Raw genomic sequence first — 19,834 nt, 5'->3', positions numbered from 1 at the left:
AAATGATAATGAGAACAACAACATTGAAGAACATAGCCCTTTCTGCTATGCTGGTCGGCTCCATAGGGCTGACGTCCTGCGACAAGAACGATGACCCGAAACCTACGCCCAATGAGGTGCAACAGCATTTTGCCTTTGTGCATTATGTGGACAAAAGTGCTTACGTCGGCACGTTCGGCGATTTGACTCCTCAAGCTACCGACAACAAGAAAGCATTCGAATTTGGCTTTGGGTGTTATCTCTTCGCAAAAGGAAACACGGTACTTGTGCCCGAAGGGAAATTCGGAGATAAGGTACATAAGTTTACAAGAGGGGCGCACGGCGAACTTCTAAAAGCAGGTACGATGACCTTTGAACAGATGGCGCAACCCGGAGAAATCAATTTTATCGACGAGCAGCGGGCATATGTCGCTTTGCACGGAAGGGGAAAGATTGTGCTAATCAATACCGCTACGTTGCAAAAAGAGGATGAAATCGACCTCTCGCCTTATGCCGTTCAGGACAATAATCCCGACCCCGGTTGCAACGTCATTCGAGACGGAAAGATGTATGTAGCCCTCAACCAGCTCAATTCGCCCCACACCTCCGTACCGGGGACGGGTGCAGAGGTGGCTGTTATTGACCTTAAAACGAAAAAGACCGAAGTCATCAAGGACAGTCGCACAAGTGTTGTCGGATTGTTCCGCCATTCCGATGCCTTTATGGACGAGCGGGGAGACATCTACTTTTACAGTGCGGGCAACAACTTCAACGTTGCCAATAAGGAAGGTTTCCTGCGTATCCGCAAAGGAAGCGACCAATGGGACGCCGACTACCTGTTCAACCTGTCGAAGACAACTATAAAAGGGATTGGCAAAACGGGGCAGTATATGATTAAGTCTTACTATGCGGGCAATGGTATAGTGTACAGTTGTGTGAAAGTAACGGATACGGAATTCGGAATACTCAAAAAAGACTTCCAACCCGTGAAAATCGACATTTGGAACAAAACCATCGAAAAACTCGATTTGCCGATGACCGACAGCAACGGCTCTTTTGCCATAACTCGCTACAAGGATTTCATCGTCTTTGGTATGACGTGTAATAACGGAACGGGCTACTATACCTACAATACCAAGACGGGTGAATGCTCGCAAACACCCGTTGTTACTGCCGTGGGAGTACCGTCAAGTTTAGTCGCGTTTGAGTAACCAAATACGATATACGGAAGAACTCATAAGAAACCCATCAAAAGCACCTAAGCTTTCTGCCGATTACACCTAAGCTTTTGCTCAAAAGCTTAGGTGTTTTTTGCAATAAATCAAGTACATTTGCGTTATCGAACAAAAAGCCTTTGCTGAAAGCCAATACCTCCGACTTCGGCAGGGGAAGTAAAAGGAGGAAAAACTATTGATTTATGGCTAACAAACCATTACAGTTCGTTCTTGTAGAACGCAAATTGAACGTAGGTGCAAATGCCGGTAAAGTCGTGCAAATAGCCCAGCCAACGGGTAGACATCGAGTGAGTTTCCGCAATTTCTGTGAGCGTGTGGCAAAATCGACCACATTCAATCGTCAGGAAGTGGAAGCCGTATTGAACTACGCCACCGAGATTGCCAGAGACATCGTGGCAAATGGCGACATCGTAGAATTTGGTGATTTAGGTACGCTCAAACCCTCATTCAAGAGTAAATCCGTCCCTAAAGGCGAGGTTTTTAATGTGCAGAAGCATATCGAGAAACCGGTTGTACGTCTCAGCCCATCGAAGAAATACTTTACACTTACCGATGTGAGCTACGAGCAGATTGAACCCAAAGCCAAGAAAGGCACAAAGCCTTCAGACGAACCCCACAATAGAGGCAACTCGGGTGAAAGTTCCAATGAAAATGCGAACGAATAAGTAACCTCTGAGATTTTATCCATCCTTGGCGGAGCAATTGTCTCTATCGGTAGTCACTCCGCAAATATAATTTATCTCGAATATAAACATAGTATGAAAATAATATGGAAGCCAAAGAAATGAAAGAAATGTATGTACTCTACGCCGATATAATGGGATTCAAAGAAAGGGTTATGAGGACAGAGCATCAGGATTTAGAGAAAGAATTAGAGGAGCTAAAGGAGAAACTCGATAGCTGGCTAAGCCCTTTTTTAGAGAATGTGGAAACATTCAAAGTCTCTATGTTCTCAGATTCTGTCCTTATTGTTGATGAAAACACAAAAGAAGGATTCAATCGCATATCCAAAGCGGGAATTGGTCTGATGCATGTTGCATTAAAAGCCTCTTTTGCGTTAAAGGGAGTTATTTCAAAAGGACTGTTTAGTTACAAAGAAGAGAAACAGTTGTTTTTTGGCCGAGCTTTAGTTGATGCTTATCTGCTACAAGAACAAGTCCACTACTATGGAATTGTTGCCCATCATTCGATAGAAAAGGACATAAAAAAATATGCTAATGGTTGGGGAGAGAATGGTAATAGAAAAGGCATTAATCCATATATTCTAAGCCTCATTCCTTTGAAGAATGGAAATACAACTCATTATCATTTGGCTTATAATCTAATTAGTGAAATACGAGAAACAGGGAAAGATGTAGAAAAAACGCATAAGAAAATTATCTCTTGGTTAGAGAAGATTAGAGGAACTGTTTCTGGGGCTCCACGTATCTATGTGGACAAAACACTACAGGTTCTAAAAGAAGATTTGTCTATGTTAAAAAAATACAAGGAAAAGAATAATGGAGAAATCAAGTTTCCGCTATTCAATGAATAGCGCACCTATGACCATAGAATTTTGTGCAATCAATAAGCCTGAAGATTGGATGGAGATGGTTGCCGAGCAATTCGGCACATCGGTAACGGATAATGGTTTTGCCGTTCCGCCCTCAGTGGGCAGCGGCTTTTTCAAGCAATACTACCCGTTGTCATGGCTCACATTGACCTACATCAGTTTCGTGTCATACGAACCGATGACAATGGTGCGTCGCTCGGTGGAAAACTCGAAATGGATTCCCGTGATGTTCTATATCAACGAGCATAAGCACGAGCAGATTATCGGTACAAGCACGAAAACGGTTGGGGTGGATACACTTGACGGTATCTTTATGCCTTCGAGCAATATCCCTACGGAATGGACTTTCGCGCCTAAACGGCAGTATGAAAACATCACATTGACTTTCAACAAGGATTGGATAGAGCAAATGGATACGGCTCACGAAACCTATATCGGTCGGTTGCTTCGGTCGGACAAGTCTTTTTATCTCTTCGAGACCATCACACCTGCTATGCAACGAGTATTGGATGGCATCAAGGCCACAGCCAAAAGCGATGCGCCTTTCTATCCCCTCCATCTGCACGGAAAGGCAATAGAATTGCTGACGATATTCCTTGAAAAACTCGAAAAACGTTCGGAGGTAAAATCTCTTTCCAACTTGAATTTGAACGATGTGGAGGCTGTCTTCCGTGTCCGTCGTCAGATATTACAAAGTTTGAACAACGTACCGAGCATTCCCGAACTGGCACGTGAAGCGGCAATGAGCAGCTCCAAACTACAAAAGTGTTTCAAACAGGTTGTAGGAAAAGCCATCGCCGAGTATGCCTTATCCGAAAAGATGGAATGGGCAAAACATTTGCTTTCCACTCGTCTTTACTCTGTTTCCGAAGTAGGCTATAAAATTGGATATGCCAATCTCAGCCACTTCACAGAGGCTTTCCGCAAATATCACAGAATAAAACCCAAGCAATATCTCGACTCTTTGTAGGTTTGACGCAATATGGATATTACTTACCGTTTAAGGGTTATTTTGCCCTAAGCAATCTTCCGAACTTTACCTGCAAAACATCAGGCAATATGAAAAGACTTATCAAAAAAGAATCCTTTGAGATGCTTTCCTCCAATCAAAGCACGGAAGCAACCGACGACCTTATCGGAGAAATCATAAAGTTGGGGGATAGTGAAGAAAATCTTGTTTCATTGTTTCGCACATTGAACTTTACTCGATTCCATCTAAGAGGTATGGTTGAAAAAATAGGTATAACAACCGAAATGGGGAAAAAATGTATCGGAACTGCTCTGTGTTATTGACACAGAGTTGCTATTGTTGAGGATGCGAATGCAGGGGCTTCTTCCTGCTTTGCCAGTCAGACCTGCGAAGAAACTCCGTTGGACAGGCAGGGCAACAGACTTGGTCGAACTACTCTATGCACTCGATACCTATGGCTGTATTAACGATGGTGAAATTGGTATAGAAGAATTGGCAGATGCCTTTTCTGAAATCTTGGGTATAGAAATCAAGAACTGCTACAACGTCTATATGAACATGAAACACCGCAAGGATGACAGTCGCACCTATTTCCTTGATGACCTCCGAGAGAAAATGAACAAACGAATGGTTGAGAGTGACCTGAAAGGCGGAAAATACAAGAAACGATAAATGCATTCAAATGCTTAATCAGGCTTCCCGAAATGAGAGGGAAGCCTGATTTTTGTTCATTAAGGAATAACAATGCACAGTAAAAGGCTATTGCCGATGTTGCCATTTCTCCTGAAACTCACGAGTAAGTTGTACGATTTCACCTCCAATTATTGCCAATTCAAACGTCATTTTCTCCAACTTGGCAAGCATCGCAAAGGCTTTTTTCTCAGTAAAGTTGCTCTTCAAAGCGACAACTGTCTGGTTGTAATTCACTCCGACACTGCGAAATTGTCCGTACAAAGTCGTCAGTTTTTGATAATAGTCAAGCAAGGAACGATCCACTTTTATCACTCGGAAAGTCTCGTTAAAGACCCTTGCCTTGATGAATAGTGACAGACTTGGCACACCGCTTTCCTCTTTCATCGTGAGGAAATGAGCGTATTCCGTCGGCGTGAAATTGACCGAAACACGCTTTTCTGTCTTCTCTTTGGAGCGTGCGCTCCGAATTTCCTTCATTTTCATTTCTTACTTTGTATTTTAGTGTTTCACGACATCACCGGCATTTAAGGCATCGCGTTCTCTCTTCCAAGAAAAACGACTTTGGAGTTTTTCAGCCCTCTCGGGGAGCAAGGGTTTTATGCTGCAAAAACGAAGTCATGCTGCATAAAACATACCTTGCTATTTGCACTGATGCAAATAAATTCATTCCGAAGAACGATATGTTATTCTCTTGAAAGGTATGTTTTCAAAGCCATGAAATACCGACTTATCGCTTGCTGCAAAGTTACCAAGTGTTGTGTCTAAATCCCTTACCTCATACAAAGCCACAACTATTCAAATCGATGCCACAAGTACGCACTAAAGAAAATGACGCTGATTACAGCATCACTGAGCCATATATTTGTACTGTCGAATATGTCGGTAATGGTATGTGTCTTCGATGACATCACGTTTCGATGAGCGATATAGGCGAGGGTATATGTCAAAGAACATGTCCTTGATTTTTTCACTCGAACGTGGAAATGTGCGAAAGCAGATACAATCGTTCGATTGTATTGATGGGCACTAATGAACATCTCTACAGAAAGGGTATGAACGAAAGGATGTACCTCTACTGGTACAAGCCGACTATCGGGCATATCTTCGATAGCGGACGTATTCATCTTGATCGGTAAATATATCGGCAACGAAATGGACAGTGAATTATATAACGATAGAACTTAAGAAAGTATGAAAGAGAATCAAAACGGCAAGGTTGATTCCGTTGCCATCCGGGAACTTATTTCACTGGGTATTCCTATGAAAAGAAAAGAGAGTGAGATGAAACGCCCTCAATCAGAAGAGCAGTGTGTAGAATCGGAATGTCCCAATGAGGAACCAATATCAAAGGATTTTTCAAGAGTCCCAAGAAGAGAAAGGCGAAAGTCCGATAAGAGCGATTATGAGTCGCTTTTCATCTGTCGCAACACTTTGAAAAATCGCAAGACTATCTATATCGCCAAAGAGTTGCAGGACACGCTGGCGGAGATAGTCATGTCTATGAGAAACAGGGATATGACCATCGGCATCTATGTGGAGAACATCATCCAGCATCACCTTGAGACCTACAAAGATGAAATCAACAGATTGGCGGAGATGAAATTCAAGAAGCTACTGTGAGGCGTTTAGCAATGGCTTTTTGTTACTTTTGAGCCGTATCAACTCACTGTCAAAAGTAACGAGGTGTTTTTCATTGGGAGGCTTTGTCCGCCCAAAGCATAAGACAGAAAAGGAGTGGTCGGCAAATCTGCTGACCGCTTCACTTCATCTATTCTTCTTGAATGATTATTTTTGATTTTATGCGGATTCCAGAGGAGAGGGAGTTTGAGTTTCTACTCTTCTTTTTCCTTGCTTCTCGCATATCCGACATTTTTTTATGCGTTTTCCCGTCGGGTCGGTCGTTTTCGTTTCAGTGGCGTAAAAAGGTAAGGGCTTAAGACAAACAAGGTTTTATGGCGAGAATACTACCTGCAATGAAATGGAAGTGTGGAGATTGTCGTCTAAACGGCTTGCCGCCCCGACCTTTTTTGTCTCCGTGGAAGCCCGAAATTACCTTTGCCGCTGACAACGAACAATCGATCCCGACATAACACACGGGCATAAGCGGAGGATGTGCAGGGAGAGAAGCGGGGCGAAAACATAAAACGCAGTCTTCGGAGACTGCATTTTATGCATAAGAACGGAATACATGGAAAACAAAAAGCCACCCCAACGGACGGCTCAATGAAAATAATTGGGGGAAAATTCTTTTTTCTCACGATATACCCTTATCTTTGCAATAGGTTATTCGAGTTATGCAAAGCGTTGTATATCATCGCGGAAGATAGATTGCTAAATCATTGCCTACTGCATTTCATAACTCATAAGGCTATTGAAAGCCAATCATTTGAACCTAAATGATAGATTTTAGTTCAAAAATATGAAGATACATTCAGTCCATATCAGAAATTTCCGCAAACTAAAGAATTGTCATATAGACTTCGGTGAGAAGGAAACTGTATTTATTGGCGCAAATAATAGTGGAAAGACTTCTGCTATAAGTGCTATTGTGTGGTTTTTGAAAAACAAAGAGAAGTTTACCCTGAAGGAGTTCACAGCTACCAATTGGGCATTGATTGATACCCTTGGTGACCAATGGTTGGCTAAAGATCTTGTAGATGAGGAATTGTTGAATCCACATAAATGGGATAGTATTGTTCCGTCAATGGATATTTGGATCGATGTTGCTGATGGAGAACAATATAGAGTCAATCACCTGATTCCATCTCTTAGCAAATGGGATGGCAAAAAAATTGGTGTCCGTGGACAATATGTTCCTAAGGATATAACTAAGTTATATTCAGACTACAAAGAATCCAGAGGGAAAGCGATTGCCCTACAAGCAACTGAAGAATGGAAGGAGGCATTTTCTCCAGATTTGTTTCCAAGGAATCTTTGCGATTTCTTAGGTAAAGGCTCAAATCTCAGAGACTACTTCGATGTAAAATACTATATCATTGATCCATCTATAGAGCCAGCTGAAGAAGATAAAGTTCAGTCTACTCCTGATAATGCTCTTGATAAGAATCCTCTGGATGAACTAATAAGGGTGGACGTCATTTTGGCTTCACGAGATTTCTCAGATCCAGAAGGACAATCGGATAACGAGATAGATACCTTGTCAAGACAATTCCAAAAGTATTATTCAAGTTTAAATCCAGAGGAAGAGGTTTTAGCGCCTTGTGATTTAGGGCTTGTTAGCGGAATTGCAAAAGCAAATGAAACATACAATACAAAACTGACCAAGGCCTTTGAAATTCCAGTTAAAGAACTGGGGAACATTAACTATCCAGGATTTCTAAACCCTGAGATTAAGATATGCAGTAAGATTCAAATAGAGGAGGCCATCAAGCACGATTCTGCTGTGCAATTTGCTATTCAAGGAATGTCCGAATTTGCCTTGCCTGAGAAATATAATGGACTAGGTTATCGAAACCTAATCTCCATTTATTTGAAGTTGATTGATTTCAGAGAAAAATGGTTAAAGACTTTAAGTGAGGACAAGAATATAGAACCGATTCACTTGGTGTTTGTGGAAGAGCCAGAAGCGCATCTTCATGCACAAGCACAGCAAGTGTTTGTAAAAAAGGCGTTCGAAGCTCTATGTAACAACAAAATTATCAGGGATAACTCATGGCTCAACACTCAGCTTGTACTGAGTACGCACTCTAATCATGTTGTCAATGAACTTGATTTAAACTGTATGCGTTACTTCAGACGAGTATTGGATGCAGGTGATAATATTCCTGTTTCGAATGTTATTAATCTGTCAGGTACATTTGGCTCTGGTGACGAAACTAAGCAATTTGTGACAAGGTATATCCGTTTGACACATTGTGATATATTCTTTGCTGATGCTGTGATATTTGTTGAAGGGCCAGCAGAAAAAATCCTAGTTCCAAGTTTCCTTACCAAATTTGGACTTGATTCGTATTACATTTCTATTATTGAAGTAAATGGTCGTCATGCCCATAGTTTTTCTAGTCTGATAAACAAGTTAGGAATTCCTACTTTAATAGTTACAGACATTGATGCTTCTGAAACCATTGAAGAGGATGGAAAAGAAAAACAAAAACCAAAAATTACAGCCAAAGGGAAAGGCTATAAGACAGGAAATCCATCGATACAGTATTGGTTGCGAGGTAAGGAACTGATTGATGATCTTATTGCTCTTGATGGGAATGGTAAGACAATAGATAATGTTAGAATTGCCTTTCAGATCCCAATAATGGTAAAGTGGACTAAAGAGAAAGACGAATATACCGAAATATGCCCCTATACATTTGAGGATGCTCTGATCTTTTCCAATCTGGAACTGTTCAGACAAGATGGATTAAAGAAGATGGGTGCTATTACTACAATCGCTAATCTATTAAAGAAAAATAATTCTCCTCAGGATTTACAGGAATCAATTTTTAAGAAGCTAGAACGTAAAGGTGGTTTCCAAAAAGCAGATTTTGCAAACTCCCTATTGTATAAGGAGGATTTTTGTGAAATAAGTGCTCCTGCATACATCCAAGAAGGTTTGGAATGGTTGAAAAGATGTTTGGATTTAAATGGATAAATTATGCCGAATAATAATATCGATTCACAGGTTGATGAGACTTTAGAAAAATGTATACTGGCAACACCCCGCAAAAGTTTCTTTCTCTTTGCTAGTGCTGGTTCAGGAAAGACATATTCTTTGGTTCTTCTTTTAAAGAAGATACGCGACAAGATTGGACAAGATTTGATGTTGCGAGGAAAAAATGTAGCTGTAATTACATATACGAATGCTGCTACCGATGAGATTATCAATCGATTAGATTACAGCCCGGTTTTTCATATATCCACTATTCATAGCTTTGTGTGGGATGTTATCAAGTATTATCAAAATGACATAAAGCAACTTTATTGCCAGTATCTTCGAGACGATATACGTATAATCGGTGAGAAGTTGGACTCTGCCAGAAATAAGACGACCAAAACATATCGTACTAATTTTGAAAAAATGAATTACCTGAAAGATCGGTTGGAACGAGCAGAGACTATAGAAAAGTTTGTGTACAATCCCAATGGAAGTAATCCTGAATATAACGCACTTAGTCATGCAGATGTAATTAAGATTTCTGCTCAAATGATTATGAATAGTTTGATGCTCCAGCGAATTATAGCACAGCGATATCCAATTTTTCTAATCGATGAGAGTCAAGACACAAAAAAAGAACTTGTGGATGCTTTCTTTAGTATTCAAAAGAATTTCGGAGAAGCATTTACCCTCGGACTTCTTGGTGACCAAAAGCAGCGAATCTATACTGATGGGAAGAAGGATATGGTGAGTATTATTCCTATAGAGTGGGAACAGCCAGTCAAAAAGATGAACTATCGCAGTGCTAAACGAATTGTCAAGTTAGCAAATGCAATTGGTAAAGATATAGACTTTCATGCAGAACAGGTCTCACGGGAAGATGCTATTGAAGGATTTGCTCGACTGTTTGTTGTTCAACAAGGTAATGGAATAAATAAGGATGAGGTTGAACAGACAGTTATGAAGAAGATGTGTGAACTTGCTAAAGATGCAAAATGGGTTGAGGCAAATACAAATGTCAAAATACTAACTTTGGAACATATGATGGCTGCAAGGAGATTGGGATTTGAACAGTTTTTTGGACCATTGTCCAAAGTGACCAAGTATCAAATGACTTTTTTGCAGGGTACTGTATCAGAATTGGAATTCTTCACAAAAGAGATTTTGCCTATAGCAGATTCCATAAAGGAGGATGGTCGAATCGCTCTTGAAATATTAAAGTCGAATTCACCATTACTTAGCAAAAAAAATATTGAGAAATCATACGGACTCTACTTACGTTGCAGAGAAGAAACGGGTACAGTCGCTAAAAAAGTTAATGATGATCATTCAATCCGAGAGGTTGTTAAAGCCGTGCGAGACTCTCAACTACTGACTATTCCAGAGGTTATAAGACAAGCGTGTGAACTTACACCTGATGAAATTAATGATGAAATGGAGGAGGATTTGCAGGCATGGGTTAAGGTTATGGATTTACCAATTAGTATGGTTAGAAAATATGATGATTATGTGAATCAACGTACACGTTTTGATACACATCAAGGCGTGAAAGGCCTAGAGTTTGAAAGGGTTATGGTCATAATTGATGATTCTGAGGCAAAAGGCTTTATGTTTAGTTATGATAAGTTATTTGGCGTGAAAGAACTAACTGAGACAGACATTAAGCACATTGAAGCAGGGGAAGAGTCGTCGATTGACAGGACACTAAGGTTGTTTTATGTGACATGCACACGTGCAAAAGAATCGCTTGCAATAGTCATGTATACAAGTGATCCCAATAAAGTTAGAAATCAAGCCATAAACAAAGGTTGGTTTGCTGAGCAAGAAATAGAATTACTCTAACAAAAAGAATAAATTTTTTTTCGGGCAGTATCTAGAAATTTACAAATTTCACAATCTTGCTTAAGTATGTTTCTGTTTAGTCTTATTTACCATTTTGTCGAAGAGAAAATTCTTTTTTCTCACGACAGATCCTTATCTTTGCAACAAATAAAGTGATTCTTTGAAATGGCAAAATAAGGTGGAGTATAGAAGTTAGCTGGTTTCCTTATCGTTACCCCCTTTATTGATAAACGATATAATCAGTTGATTATTTGATGTTTATAAATTCTCTATGCCTTGCCATGTGGAAGGTGAGGCATTTATTGATTTTGCAGAGTTTCGCAATCTTCTTCAGATGGATATTGACCGTATCACAGCCAGGAATGGGCAGAAGATAGCCCTTGGGAGGTTCGTGGCGAAAGGCTCGGGTGTGAATGCCTCGGTACTGCTCAATGATGGCAGCAGCCTCGGGCAAGAGGGGGATGTGGCACACATTGCCTGTCTTGATGCGAGGCTTGCGTATCCAAGTCATACCGCCCTCCTCGACAAGATGTTCAGCCGTAAGGTGGTAAATATCCGTGTACGATAAGCCCGTATAGCAAGCAAAGACAAACATATCCCTTGACACCAGCTCATAATCTCCTAATTGTGTTTCATCTAAGGAGATAATACGCAAAAGCTCCTCTTTGGTAATATAGCGTGGCGAGCCGACATCCCAGCGGATAGAATAGCCCAAGAAGGGATAAGTGTCGATGATATGCCGTTTGTATAGGTCTTTCAGTAGCGAAGCCAACATAGAGAGGTAGCCAGCCGTGGTATTGAGCTTGAAAGCCTTCTCTCGGGAGAGATAAACCTCAAAGTCTTCAACCAAGGCTTTACCAACTTTCTGAACAGGCAAGTCGCCTACTCGATAGCAGTGTTTGATGAAAGCCTCAAAATGCTTGCGAAATAGCAAGATACACTTATACCTGCGTTCACTGCGGTCTATGCCCACACGCTCTCGAAAGCGTGCCAAATAGCCCTCCAAATGATAGAGTAGCCCTTGACTATCGCTGTTTAAGCCAAAAAGCGTATTTTTAACCTCCTCAGCTGTTACTATTTCCCCTTGCTTCCTCTGCAAATGTTCAAAAGCACGATGTACAGAGAGTTGTAAGCGGTCGAGTTCTGCGTTTACGGATACAGCTTCGCCACTCTTGCCCACGAGCCTGCTCTTACGACTATCCCATAGCTGGGGAGAGCAAGCAATTTTGCAACTGAATTGCACCATTGTTCGCCCCACACTGAGGCGAGCCATAATGGGGCTTTTCCCGTCCTTACTCTGTGTTCCTCTCTTGAGGTAAAAGAGTAGCTTCAATGTATTTTCTTTCATTGTCGTTTTTGTTTACAAAGTTAGACCTCCAAGAGATAGTTATCGCTACGCAAAACATTGAAAACAAGAGAGAAAACACTATTTTAGTTACCACTTTCTACTTACCTCTTCCGAAGCCCCTAAAAGGGAACGATTTGGTAACTGAACTCGCTCTTTTATCCGCCTTTTATTGCCTTCTCTCCCAGTGCAAGACTGAGCAAGGAACTGCAATACCATCTGACAATCAGATGAATAACGTTTATCCTACTTCCTTTACCCTTAGCTCCCATACCTCCAATAGAAAGTGCGCCACAAAGGGAAACAAAATACCCATGGAGGCTAGCCTCCATGGGTATAAAATCCATCGTTTAACTTTGTGCTGCAATGCGAAAATATAAACAACTGACTTCAGAACAAAGGTATGCGATTTCTTGCTTATACAAGTAGGGCATTTCGCAACGCAAGATTGCCGATACGATCGGCGTGAACCATGAGAATCACTGTAATTGATGCGTATTTTCTATTTTTGAGATCGCAAAACGCACCATTCTCGCCTGCTCTTCGGAGAGTAAGAAGAGTTGTTATCCGTATGGAGGGATAGTCTCATCTTCTCAAGAAGGCGTGCGAGCAAGCCGAAATACAACCACCATCTATATGCAAGAAGTAACAAAAGTGTATCGCCATCTGACAGACGAAGAGATCGCTGTCTTAGAGAAAAATTACTGCCAATGCGCCGACTGGAGCATGGTCACCGTGGCCGAGGGTTTCGATCCCGCTCGCTGCACGCACGTCATGTTCAGCGGTATTATCCGCATCGGCTCGATGCGCGGCAGTCATCTGCTCCCCGGTGGACTGCGGGTACCCACGGGTATCAATATCGCACGCCTGCACAACTGCACCATCGGTGACGAGGTGGTTATCTTCCACGTCAATAGCTATCTGGCCAATTACTGCATAGGCGACAATACCCGCATTGAGAATGTGGACACGATAGCCGTCACTCAGTCAACGACCTTCGGCAACGGCGTACAAGTCTCCGTCCTCAACGAGACGGGCGGGCGCGAAGTGACCATTACCGATCGGCTGACGGCTCAGACGGCTTACCTTATGGCCATGTATCGGCACGACAAGGAACTCACCGCATCGCTCACGGCTCTCTCCACGGCCTATGCTGAGGCACGTCGTTCCGATATGGGACGCATTGGCAGCCATGTGGTCATCCATGGTTGCAATACAATAGAGAACGTATGGATCGGGGACTATGCCGAGATCACCGGCTCTTCTCTCTTGGAGAATGGCACGATCAACAGTAAGAAAGAAGCACCCGTAACGTTGGGTTACAACGTTGTGTGTCGCGACTTCATCCTCTCGACGGGGAGTAGCGTCACGGACGGCGCCACGGTGTCGCGCTGTTTCGTCGGCCAGGGCACACACCTGGGACACCTCTTCTCGGCGCACGACTCGCTCTTCTTTGCCAACTGTCAATGTGAGAACGGCGAAGCCTGTGCCGTTTTTGCCGGTCCGTACACGGTGACGATGCACAAGTCCAGCCTCCTCATCGCCGGACTCTACTCCTTCCTCAATGCCGGTAGCGGTTCCAACCAAAGCAATCACCTCTACAAGCTCGGCCCCATCCATCAGGGCATTGTGGAACGCGGCTCCAAGACCACGAGCGACTCCTATATTTTATGGCCCTCCCGCATCGGCCCCTTCACCCTCGTGATGGGGCGCCATGTGCACCACATCGACAGCTCGGCCTTCCCCTTCTCCTATATTATAGAGGACAGGAACGAATCGTATCTGGTGCCCGGCATCAATCTGCGCAGCGTGGGTACGATCCGCGATGCCAAGAAGTGGCCTTCGCGAGATAAGCGCACGGACACGGATTTGTTGGACAATATCAACTTCAACTTGCTGAGTCCTTTCACGGCGGGCAAGATGATGCGTGGCAGTCACAAACTCAAGAAGCTCCGCCGACTGCTCGGCAGTGAGGGGCAGACCTATGTGTACCACGATATGCGTATTCGCTCCACGGCCGTGGACAAGGGATTGAAGTTGTACGAGATGGGGCTCAATAAGTTCTTCGGCAACTCCATTATCAAGCGTCTGGAAGACTGTCCTTGTCGCACGGACGAGGAAGTGATAGCCGCGCTGCGTCCCTCCCATAAAGAGGGTGATGGCGCTTGGTCGGATATCTGCGGTATGATCGCACCGCTGCAGCAAGTGCAGCGTCTGGCTGCTGATGTAAAAGCTGGCCGCCTCGCCACCCTCGATGACGTGAATGCACGGATGCGTGAGATTCATGTCCGCTACTACGACTACGAATGGTGTTGGGCTTATCAGGCACTCTTGGAGTGGTATGAGTTGAAGCCTGAGGATCTCACACGTGCCAAGGTGGCTGAATTGGTGAAGACCTGGATGCGCTCGGTCATCTGCTTGGACGAGATGCTCTACGAGGATGCCAAGAAGGAATTCCAGATGCACAGTCAGGTGGGCTTTGGCATCGACTTGGTCGGGGAGATGAAGCACCGCGACTTTGAGGAGGTGCGGGGCGACTTCGAGAGCAATCCCTTTATCGTCGAAGTCTTGGAGCACATCCGCAAAAAACGAGCACTTGGCGAGGAGATGCTCGCACGCTTGGCATAGGTTCCGTCGTGCTCCACAGGCTTTTGGGGCCAGGCGTACGGAAAATATGCGTTTCTTTGTAACAAACTGAATAGAAAAGATAAATGGCTGCATACAAACGAGTACTACTCAAACTGAGCGGTGAGTCACTAATGGGTGCACAGCAATACGGCATTGATCCGAGCCGGCTGGCAGATTATGCATCGGATATCAAAGAAGCCTGCGCCATGGGCGTGCAGATGGGCATTGTGATCGGTGGAGGCAATATATTCCGTGGGTTGAGCGGTGCTTCCAAGGGCTTCGATCGGGTCAAGGGCGACCAAATGGGTATGCTCGCAACGGTCATCAATAGTTTGGCCCTTAGCTCTGCGCTCGAGAGTGCGGGCGTGAAGACCAAGGTGCTCACGGCTGTGCGCATGGAGCCGATAGGGGAATTCTATAATAAGTGGCGCGCCATCGAGCTGCTCGAACAGGGCTACGTCACCATCTTTTCTTGCGGCACGGGCAATCCTTTCTTCACCACGGATACAGGTTCCTCGCTGCGAGGCATCGAGATAGAAGTGGATGCCATGCTCAAGGGTACGCGTGTGGACGGCATCTATACGGCCGATCCGGAGAAAGACCCCACGGCGACGAAGTTCGACCGCATCACCTACGACGAGATTTACGCCCGTGGGTTGAAGGTCATGGACCTGACTGCCACGACTATGTGTATGGAGAACAATCTGCCCATCGTTGTCTTCGACATGGACACGCCGGGCAACCTCCTCAAGGTGCTGCGCGGCGAGCCGATAGGCACCTACGTCTCCAACGAAAAAGCATAATACGGAGAGAAGTACAAACAAACACAATACAGAGAGATATGGAAATAAAAGAACTGATAGCCAAAGCAACGGCTAATATGGAGAAGGCAGTGGAGTATCTGGACGAACAGTTGTCACATGTGCGTGCCGGAAAGGCCAGCCCCAAACTGCTCGATGGTATCATGGTAATGTATTATGGCAACGTTACACCACTCACACAGGTTGCTTCCGTGAATACGCCCGATGCCAAGACCATCGTGATCACTCCGTGGGAGCGCACCCTGATCAAGGACATCGAAAAGGCCATTATGGACTCTCCCCTCGGGATCACACCGGAGAACAACGGTGAACTGATCCGTCTTGGACTACCACCTCTGACCGAAGATCGTCGTCGTCAGCTCGTGAAGCAGACCAAAGGCGATGCCGAGGATGCCAAGGTGAGCGTGCGCAATGCTCGTCGCGATGCCATAGATGCCATCAAGAAAAGTGTCAAGACAGATGGTGTTCCCGAGGATGTAGCCAAGGATGCTGAGGCGGAGATGCAGAAGGTGCACGATCGCTATATCAAGAAGATAGACGATCTCTTCGCCGAGAAGGAGAAGGAAATCATGACCGTATAAGGGATAGACAATACTTTTCAGAGGGCTGTGTTATAAAGAGATGAAATGCAAGGCGCTGAGAGCGAGGGGGAAGGGAGTATACCATCGTATAGGACCGAACCCGAGGCTCGAAAGCGACACAGCAGTTCGCTCTTTATAGTGCAGCTTGCTTTTTATTAGAGATGAGCAGTCTATGGAGGGGATAGTCATCAAGAACACGGGGAGCCACTATCTGGTGCGATGCACGGATGGAGCGGAAGTCTATTGTCTGGCCAAGGGAAATCTGCGTCTCAAAGGCATACGCTCGACAAATCCCGTGGCTGTGGGCGACCGTGTGGAGATCGATCCGGCCGCACAGGAAGGACAGCCGGCCTACATCCGGCGCATACACCCCCGACGCAACTATATTATCCGCCGTGCCAGCAACCTCTCGAAGGAGTCCCATATCCTGGGGGCCAATCTGGATGCGGCCATGCTCGTCTGCACCATCAATCATCCGGTGACTACGACCGTTTTTATCGATCGCTTCTTGGCTACGGCGGAGGCCTACCGTGTGCCGGTCATCTTGGTGTTCAACAAAACTGACCGCTATGCCGAGGAGGAGCGGAATCGCATGCACGAACTGTTTTTGCTTTACTCCTCGATTGGCTATACCTGCTGCGCCGTTTCGGCAACGACAGGTGACGGGCTTCCCGAATTGAAAACGTTGCTTGATGGCAAAGTAACCCTCCTCGGAGGGCATTCGGGGGTAGGGAAAAGCACACTCATCAACGCCCTTATTCCCGAAGCGGGCCTCAAGACGGGAGCCATTTCGCAGGTGCATCACACCGGTATGCACACGACTACTTTTTCGCAGATGCTTGATGTCCCCGATCTTTCGCCCGGTACAGCTCTGATCGACACGCCGGGGATCAAAGGCTTTGGCACGCTGGAGATGGGCGAGTACGAGGTGTCGCATTATTTCCCTGAGATTTTTACTGCGAGCGAAGGCTGCCGATTCGGCAACTGCACCCACACGCACGAACCCGGCTGTGCCATCCTCGAAGCCCTCCAAAGAGGGGCGATAGCCGAAAGTCGGTACATCAGCTATCTGAGCATCCTCGAAGATGAGAATGCCGAGCGTTATAGGCCGGAGTATTAATTGAACGCGAGTTTTCTTAACTTTGTCCCCTGAAAATGGGAGAAGGGGTGCTGCCCGCATAAGTGGACGAATGCGGACGGCTGAGAACACACCCTCATTACCTGAACCGGATAATACCGGCGTAGGAAACTCTCCGCCCTGCCTGCTCTGTGGCATTGCGAACGGCATTCCTTCTCTCTTTTATGATTTCTGTAACAAAACATATAAGATGAAGAAGAAAATCCTCCTCCTTGCAGCTTTTTCCCTGCTGCCATTCGGCCTTGTCGCTCAAGTAGCGCAAGGCCAAACAGATAGTCTCAGAAATGTAGAACTACAAGCCGTACAAGTAGTCGCTACGCGTGCCACGGCGAAGACGCCGGTCGCATACACCAACGTGCGCAAGGCCGAGCTGACCAAATCGAACTTCGGCCAAGACATTCCCTACTTACTTATGCTTACTCCTTCGGTCGTAGCCACGAGCGATGCCGGTACGGGAATTGGCTATACGGGCTTCCGTGTGCGCGGTACCGATGCCAATCGTATCAACATCACGACTAACGGTGTGCCGCTGAACGACTCGGAGTCGCAATCGGTCTTCTGGGTCAATATGCCCGATTTTGCCGCTTCGGTCGAAGACTTGCAGGTGCAGCGTGGTGTGGGCACCTCGACAAATGGTGCCGGAGCCTTCGGTGCCAGCATCAATATGCGCACAGAGAATCTGGGGATGACTCCTTATGGACGTGTCGATCTCAGTGGAGGTTCGTTCGGTACGTTCCGCCGTTCTGTCAAATTGGGCAGCGGACGCATCGGTCGTCACTGGGCTGTGGATGCACGTCTGTCCAAGATCTGTTCGGACGGCTATGTCGATCGGGCGGATGTCGATCTCAAATCATACTTTGCGCAGGTCGGTTATTTCGGCACCAATACCGCCGTTAAATTCGTGACCTTCGGTGGAAAGGAAATTACCGGTATAGCCTGGAACGGACTTTCAGCTGAGGACGAAGCCCTTTACGGTCGCCGTTACAATAGTGCGGGGTTGATGTATGTGGACGATCAGGGTGTGCCGCATTATTATCACAATACGGACAATTACGAGCAACGCCATTACCAAGCCATCCTCACGCACAGTTTCTCTCGTTCTCTCCAGCTCAATCTGACGGCGCACTATACAGACGGATTTGGTTATACCGACGAGTATCGCCGCGGACGTAAACTCAAGGAATACGCCTTGCAGCAGTACACGGAAAATGGTGTAACGATCAAGAAAACCGATCTGATTCGTCAGAAATATCTCGACAATGGTTTTGGCGGATTTATCGGTTCACTCGCTTGGCGCACCGGTGCATGGGAATGGCTGTTCGGAGCTTCCGGCAACATCTATCAGGGCGATCACTTCGGACGCATCACCTACATCAAGCAATACTTCGAGGCGCTCCCGCCCAATTTCGAATACTATCGCAACAACGCAGAGAAGAAAGAAGGAGCCGTTTTCACCAAGGCCAATTGGCAACTTACCCCTGCTCTCAATGTCTTCGCCGACTTGCAACTCCGTGCCATCGACTACACCATCGACGGCATTACGGACGAATATGACGATGTGCAGGACGGTATGCAGCATATCGCTTTGGACAAGGCCTTCCGCTTCTTCAACCCCAAAGCCGGACTTACCTACCGCTTCGATGATGCTCACACGGCCTTTGCCTCTGTTGCTGTGGCGCATCGCGAACCCAATCGAACGAACTATACCGAGGCGGGTATCGGACAGTATCCTACTCCCGAGCGTCTCATCGACTACGAATTGGGCTACCGCTATGCTTCGCCCGCACTCTCCGTCGGGCTGGGGCTCTATTATATGCAGTACAAGGATCAGTTGGTGCTCGATGGTCGCTTGAGCGATGTGGGACAAATGCTCACGAGCAACGTGCCCGATAGTTACCGCATGGGTGCGGAGCTGACACTCGGATGGCAGCTTGTTCCCCGTCTGTTGCGTTGGGACGGAGCCTTGACGATCAGCCGCAATAAGATCAAGGAATATACGCAGTACACCTCGGTCTATGATGCTGACTATGAGTGGATCGACCTCAAAGAGGAAGTCCTCCACGACACGGACATTGCCTATTCTCCTTCCGTTGTCGGCAGCAGTATGCTCACGTTCACGTGTGCCGGCATGGAGGCTGCATGGACCAGTCGTTTTGTTGGCAGTCAGTATCTGGACAATACGCAGCGTTCCGATCGTTCCTTGCCCTCCTACTGGGTGAACGATCTGCGTCTGGGCTATACTATTCCCATGTCGCTCGTGCGCAAGATGACCGTCGGTCTCCAACTCAATAACTTGTTCGGGTTGGCTTATTCATCCAACGCCTATATATATGATGCCGGCTATGTGCAGACCGCTGCAGGACTGGGTGCTTATGCCGATCTGCGCTATTATCCTCAGGCAGGCTTCAACGTAATGGGCAGTCTCGCCATCGAATTCTGATCAT

At 45.6% G+C, this 19,834-nt stretch carries 16 protein-coding genes and 1 riboswitch; of the genes, 14 read left to right on the top strand and 2 right to left on the bottom strand.

Features of this window, described 5'->3' with window-relative positions; all coding sequences use genetic code 11:
- Nucleotides 1-8 precede the first annotated feature (8 nt).
- The 6 genes from C7382_RS04090 to C7382_RS04065 all read left to right on the top strand — a co-directional run bounded on the left by C7382_RS04090 (nucleotide 9) and on the right by C7382_RS04065 (nucleotide 4,408).
- Entirely contained in the window at nucleotides 9-1,190 is a 1,182-nt protein-coding gene (locus C7382_RS04090; protein WP_116679042.1) for a hypothetical protein, read from the top strand.
- A gap of 206 nt (nucleotides 1,191-1,396) precedes the next feature.
- Complete coding sequence (locus tag C7382_RS04085) at nucleotides 1,397-1,879, top strand: HU family DNA-binding protein (RefSeq protein WP_116679041.1); 483 nt, start codon at nucleotides 1,397-1,399, stop codon at nucleotides 1,877-1,879.
- A gap of 104 nt (nucleotides 1,880-1,983) precedes the next feature.
- Nucleotides 1,984-2,748, top strand: a complete 765-nt coding sequence (locus C7382_RS04080; RefSeq protein ID WP_243405654.1) for a hypothetical protein — start codon at nucleotides 1,984-1,986, stop codon at nucleotides 2,746-2,748.
- Between the two features lie 7 nt (nucleotides 2,749-2,755).
- Complete coding sequence (locus C7382_RS04075; protein ID WP_116679066.1) at nucleotides 2,756-3,736, top strand: helix-turn-helix domain-containing protein; 981 nt, start codon at nucleotides 2,756-2,758, stop codon at nucleotides 3,734-3,736.
- Nucleotides 3,737-3,825: 89 nt separating this feature from the next.
- Nucleotides 3,826-4,059: a ribosome biogenesis protein gene (locus tag C7382_RS04070; RefSeq protein WP_116679040.1), complete on the top strand. Its 234-nt coding sequence runs from the start codon at nucleotides 3,826-3,828 to the stop codon at nucleotides 4,057-4,059.
- Between the two features lie 22 nt (nucleotides 4,060-4,081).
- On the top strand, nucleotides 4,082-4,408 hold the full coding sequence (locus tag C7382_RS04065) for an RteC domain-containing protein (RefSeq protein ID WP_080745524.1): 327 nt from the start codon (nucleotides 4,082-4,084) through the stop codon (nucleotides 4,406-4,408).
- 87 nt (nucleotides 4,409-4,495) lie between these two features.
- On the opposite strand, the gene mobA is transcribed toward C7382_RS04065, so the two are convergent.
- Nucleotides 4,496-4,912, bottom strand: coding sequence for a conjugal transfer protein MobA (mobA, locus tag C7382_RS04060; RefSeq protein ID WP_116679039.1), 417 nt, complete (start codon nucleotides 4,910-4,912; stop codon nucleotides 4,496-4,498).
- Between the two features lie 708 nt (nucleotides 4,913-5,620).
- Here mobA and C7382_RS04045 point away from each other — a divergent pair.
- The 3 genes from C7382_RS04045 (at nucleotide 5,621) to C7382_RS04030 (ending at nucleotide 10,877) form a co-directional block, all read left to right on the top strand.
- The gene (locus C7382_RS04045) at nucleotides 5,621-6,049 is read left to right on the top strand and encodes a DUF3408 domain-containing protein (RefSeq protein ID WP_116679037.1); all 429 of its coding nucleotides are present in this window, start codon (nucleotides 5,621-5,623) and stop codon (nucleotides 6,047-6,049) included.
- A gap of 799 nt (nucleotides 6,050-6,848) precedes the next feature.
- Nucleotides 6,849-9,032, top strand: a complete 2,184-nt coding sequence (locus C7382_RS04035; protein ID WP_116679036.1) for an ATP-dependent endonuclease — start codon at nucleotides 6,849-6,851, stop codon at nucleotides 9,030-9,032.
- A gap of 3 nt (nucleotides 9,033-9,035) precedes the next feature.
- Nucleotides 9,036-10,877: a UvrD-helicase domain-containing protein gene (locus tag C7382_RS04030; RefSeq protein WP_116679035.1), complete on the top strand. Its 1,842-nt coding sequence runs from the start codon at nucleotides 9,036-9,038 to the stop codon at nucleotides 10,875-10,877.
- Between the two features lie 247 nt (nucleotides 10,878-11,124).
- Here C7382_RS04030 and C7382_RS04025 read toward each other — a convergent pair whose 3' ends face one another.
- A complete protein-coding gene (locus C7382_RS04025; protein WP_116679034.1) occupies nucleotides 11,125-12,225 on the bottom strand; it encodes a site-specific integrase in 1,101 nt (366 codons plus the stop codon).
- Nucleotides 12,226-12,858: 633 nt separating this feature from the next.
- Here C7382_RS04025 and C7382_RS04015 point away from each other — a divergent pair.
- From C7382_RS04015 to C7382_RS03995, 5 genes are all read left to right on the top strand, one after another.
- Nucleotides 12,859-14,850, top strand: coding sequence for a DUF4954 family protein (locus C7382_RS04015; RefSeq protein WP_116679032.1), 1,992 nt, complete (start codon nucleotides 12,859-12,861; stop codon nucleotides 14,848-14,850).
- A gap of 83 nt (nucleotides 14,851-14,933) precedes the next feature.
- Nucleotides 14,934-15,653, top strand: coding sequence for a UMP kinase (pyrH, locus tag C7382_RS04010; RefSeq protein WP_116679031.1), 720 nt, complete (start codon nucleotides 14,934-14,936; stop codon nucleotides 15,651-15,653).
- Nucleotides 15,654-15,691: 38 nt separating this feature from the next.
- The gene (gene frr / locus C7382_RS04005) at nucleotides 15,692-16,252 is read left to right on the top strand and encodes a ribosome recycling factor (RefSeq protein WP_116679030.1); all 561 of its coding nucleotides are present in this window, start codon (nucleotides 15,692-15,694) and stop codon (nucleotides 16,250-16,252) included.
- Between the two features lie 172 nt (nucleotides 16,253-16,424).
- Complete coding sequence (gene rsgA, locus C7382_RS04000; RefSeq protein WP_116679029.1) at nucleotides 16,425-17,372, top strand: ribosome small subunit-dependent GTPase A; 948 nt, start codon at nucleotides 16,425-16,427, stop codon at nucleotides 17,370-17,372.
- Nucleotides 17,373-17,405: 33 nt separating this feature from the next.
- Nucleotides 17,406-17,517: riboswitch (TPP riboswitch) on the top strand.
- A 63-nt stretch (nucleotides 17,518-17,580) separates the two neighbouring features.
- Complete coding sequence (locus C7382_RS03995) at nucleotides 17,581-19,830, top strand: TonB-dependent receptor (protein WP_116679028.1); 2,250 nt, start codon at nucleotides 17,581-17,583, stop codon at nucleotides 19,828-19,830.
- Nucleotides 19,831-19,834 lie beyond the last annotated feature (4 nt).

Origin of the sequence: Porphyromonas loveana, assembly GCF_003096695.1 — a bacterium.
GTDB classification, from domain to species: domain Bacteria; phylum Bacteroidota; class Bacteroidia; order Bacteroidales; family Porphyromonadaceae; genus Porphyromonas; species Porphyromonas loveana.
The sequence above is the reverse complement of the archived record's forward strand: the minus strand, read 5'-3'. Positions and strand labels throughout refer to the sequence as shown.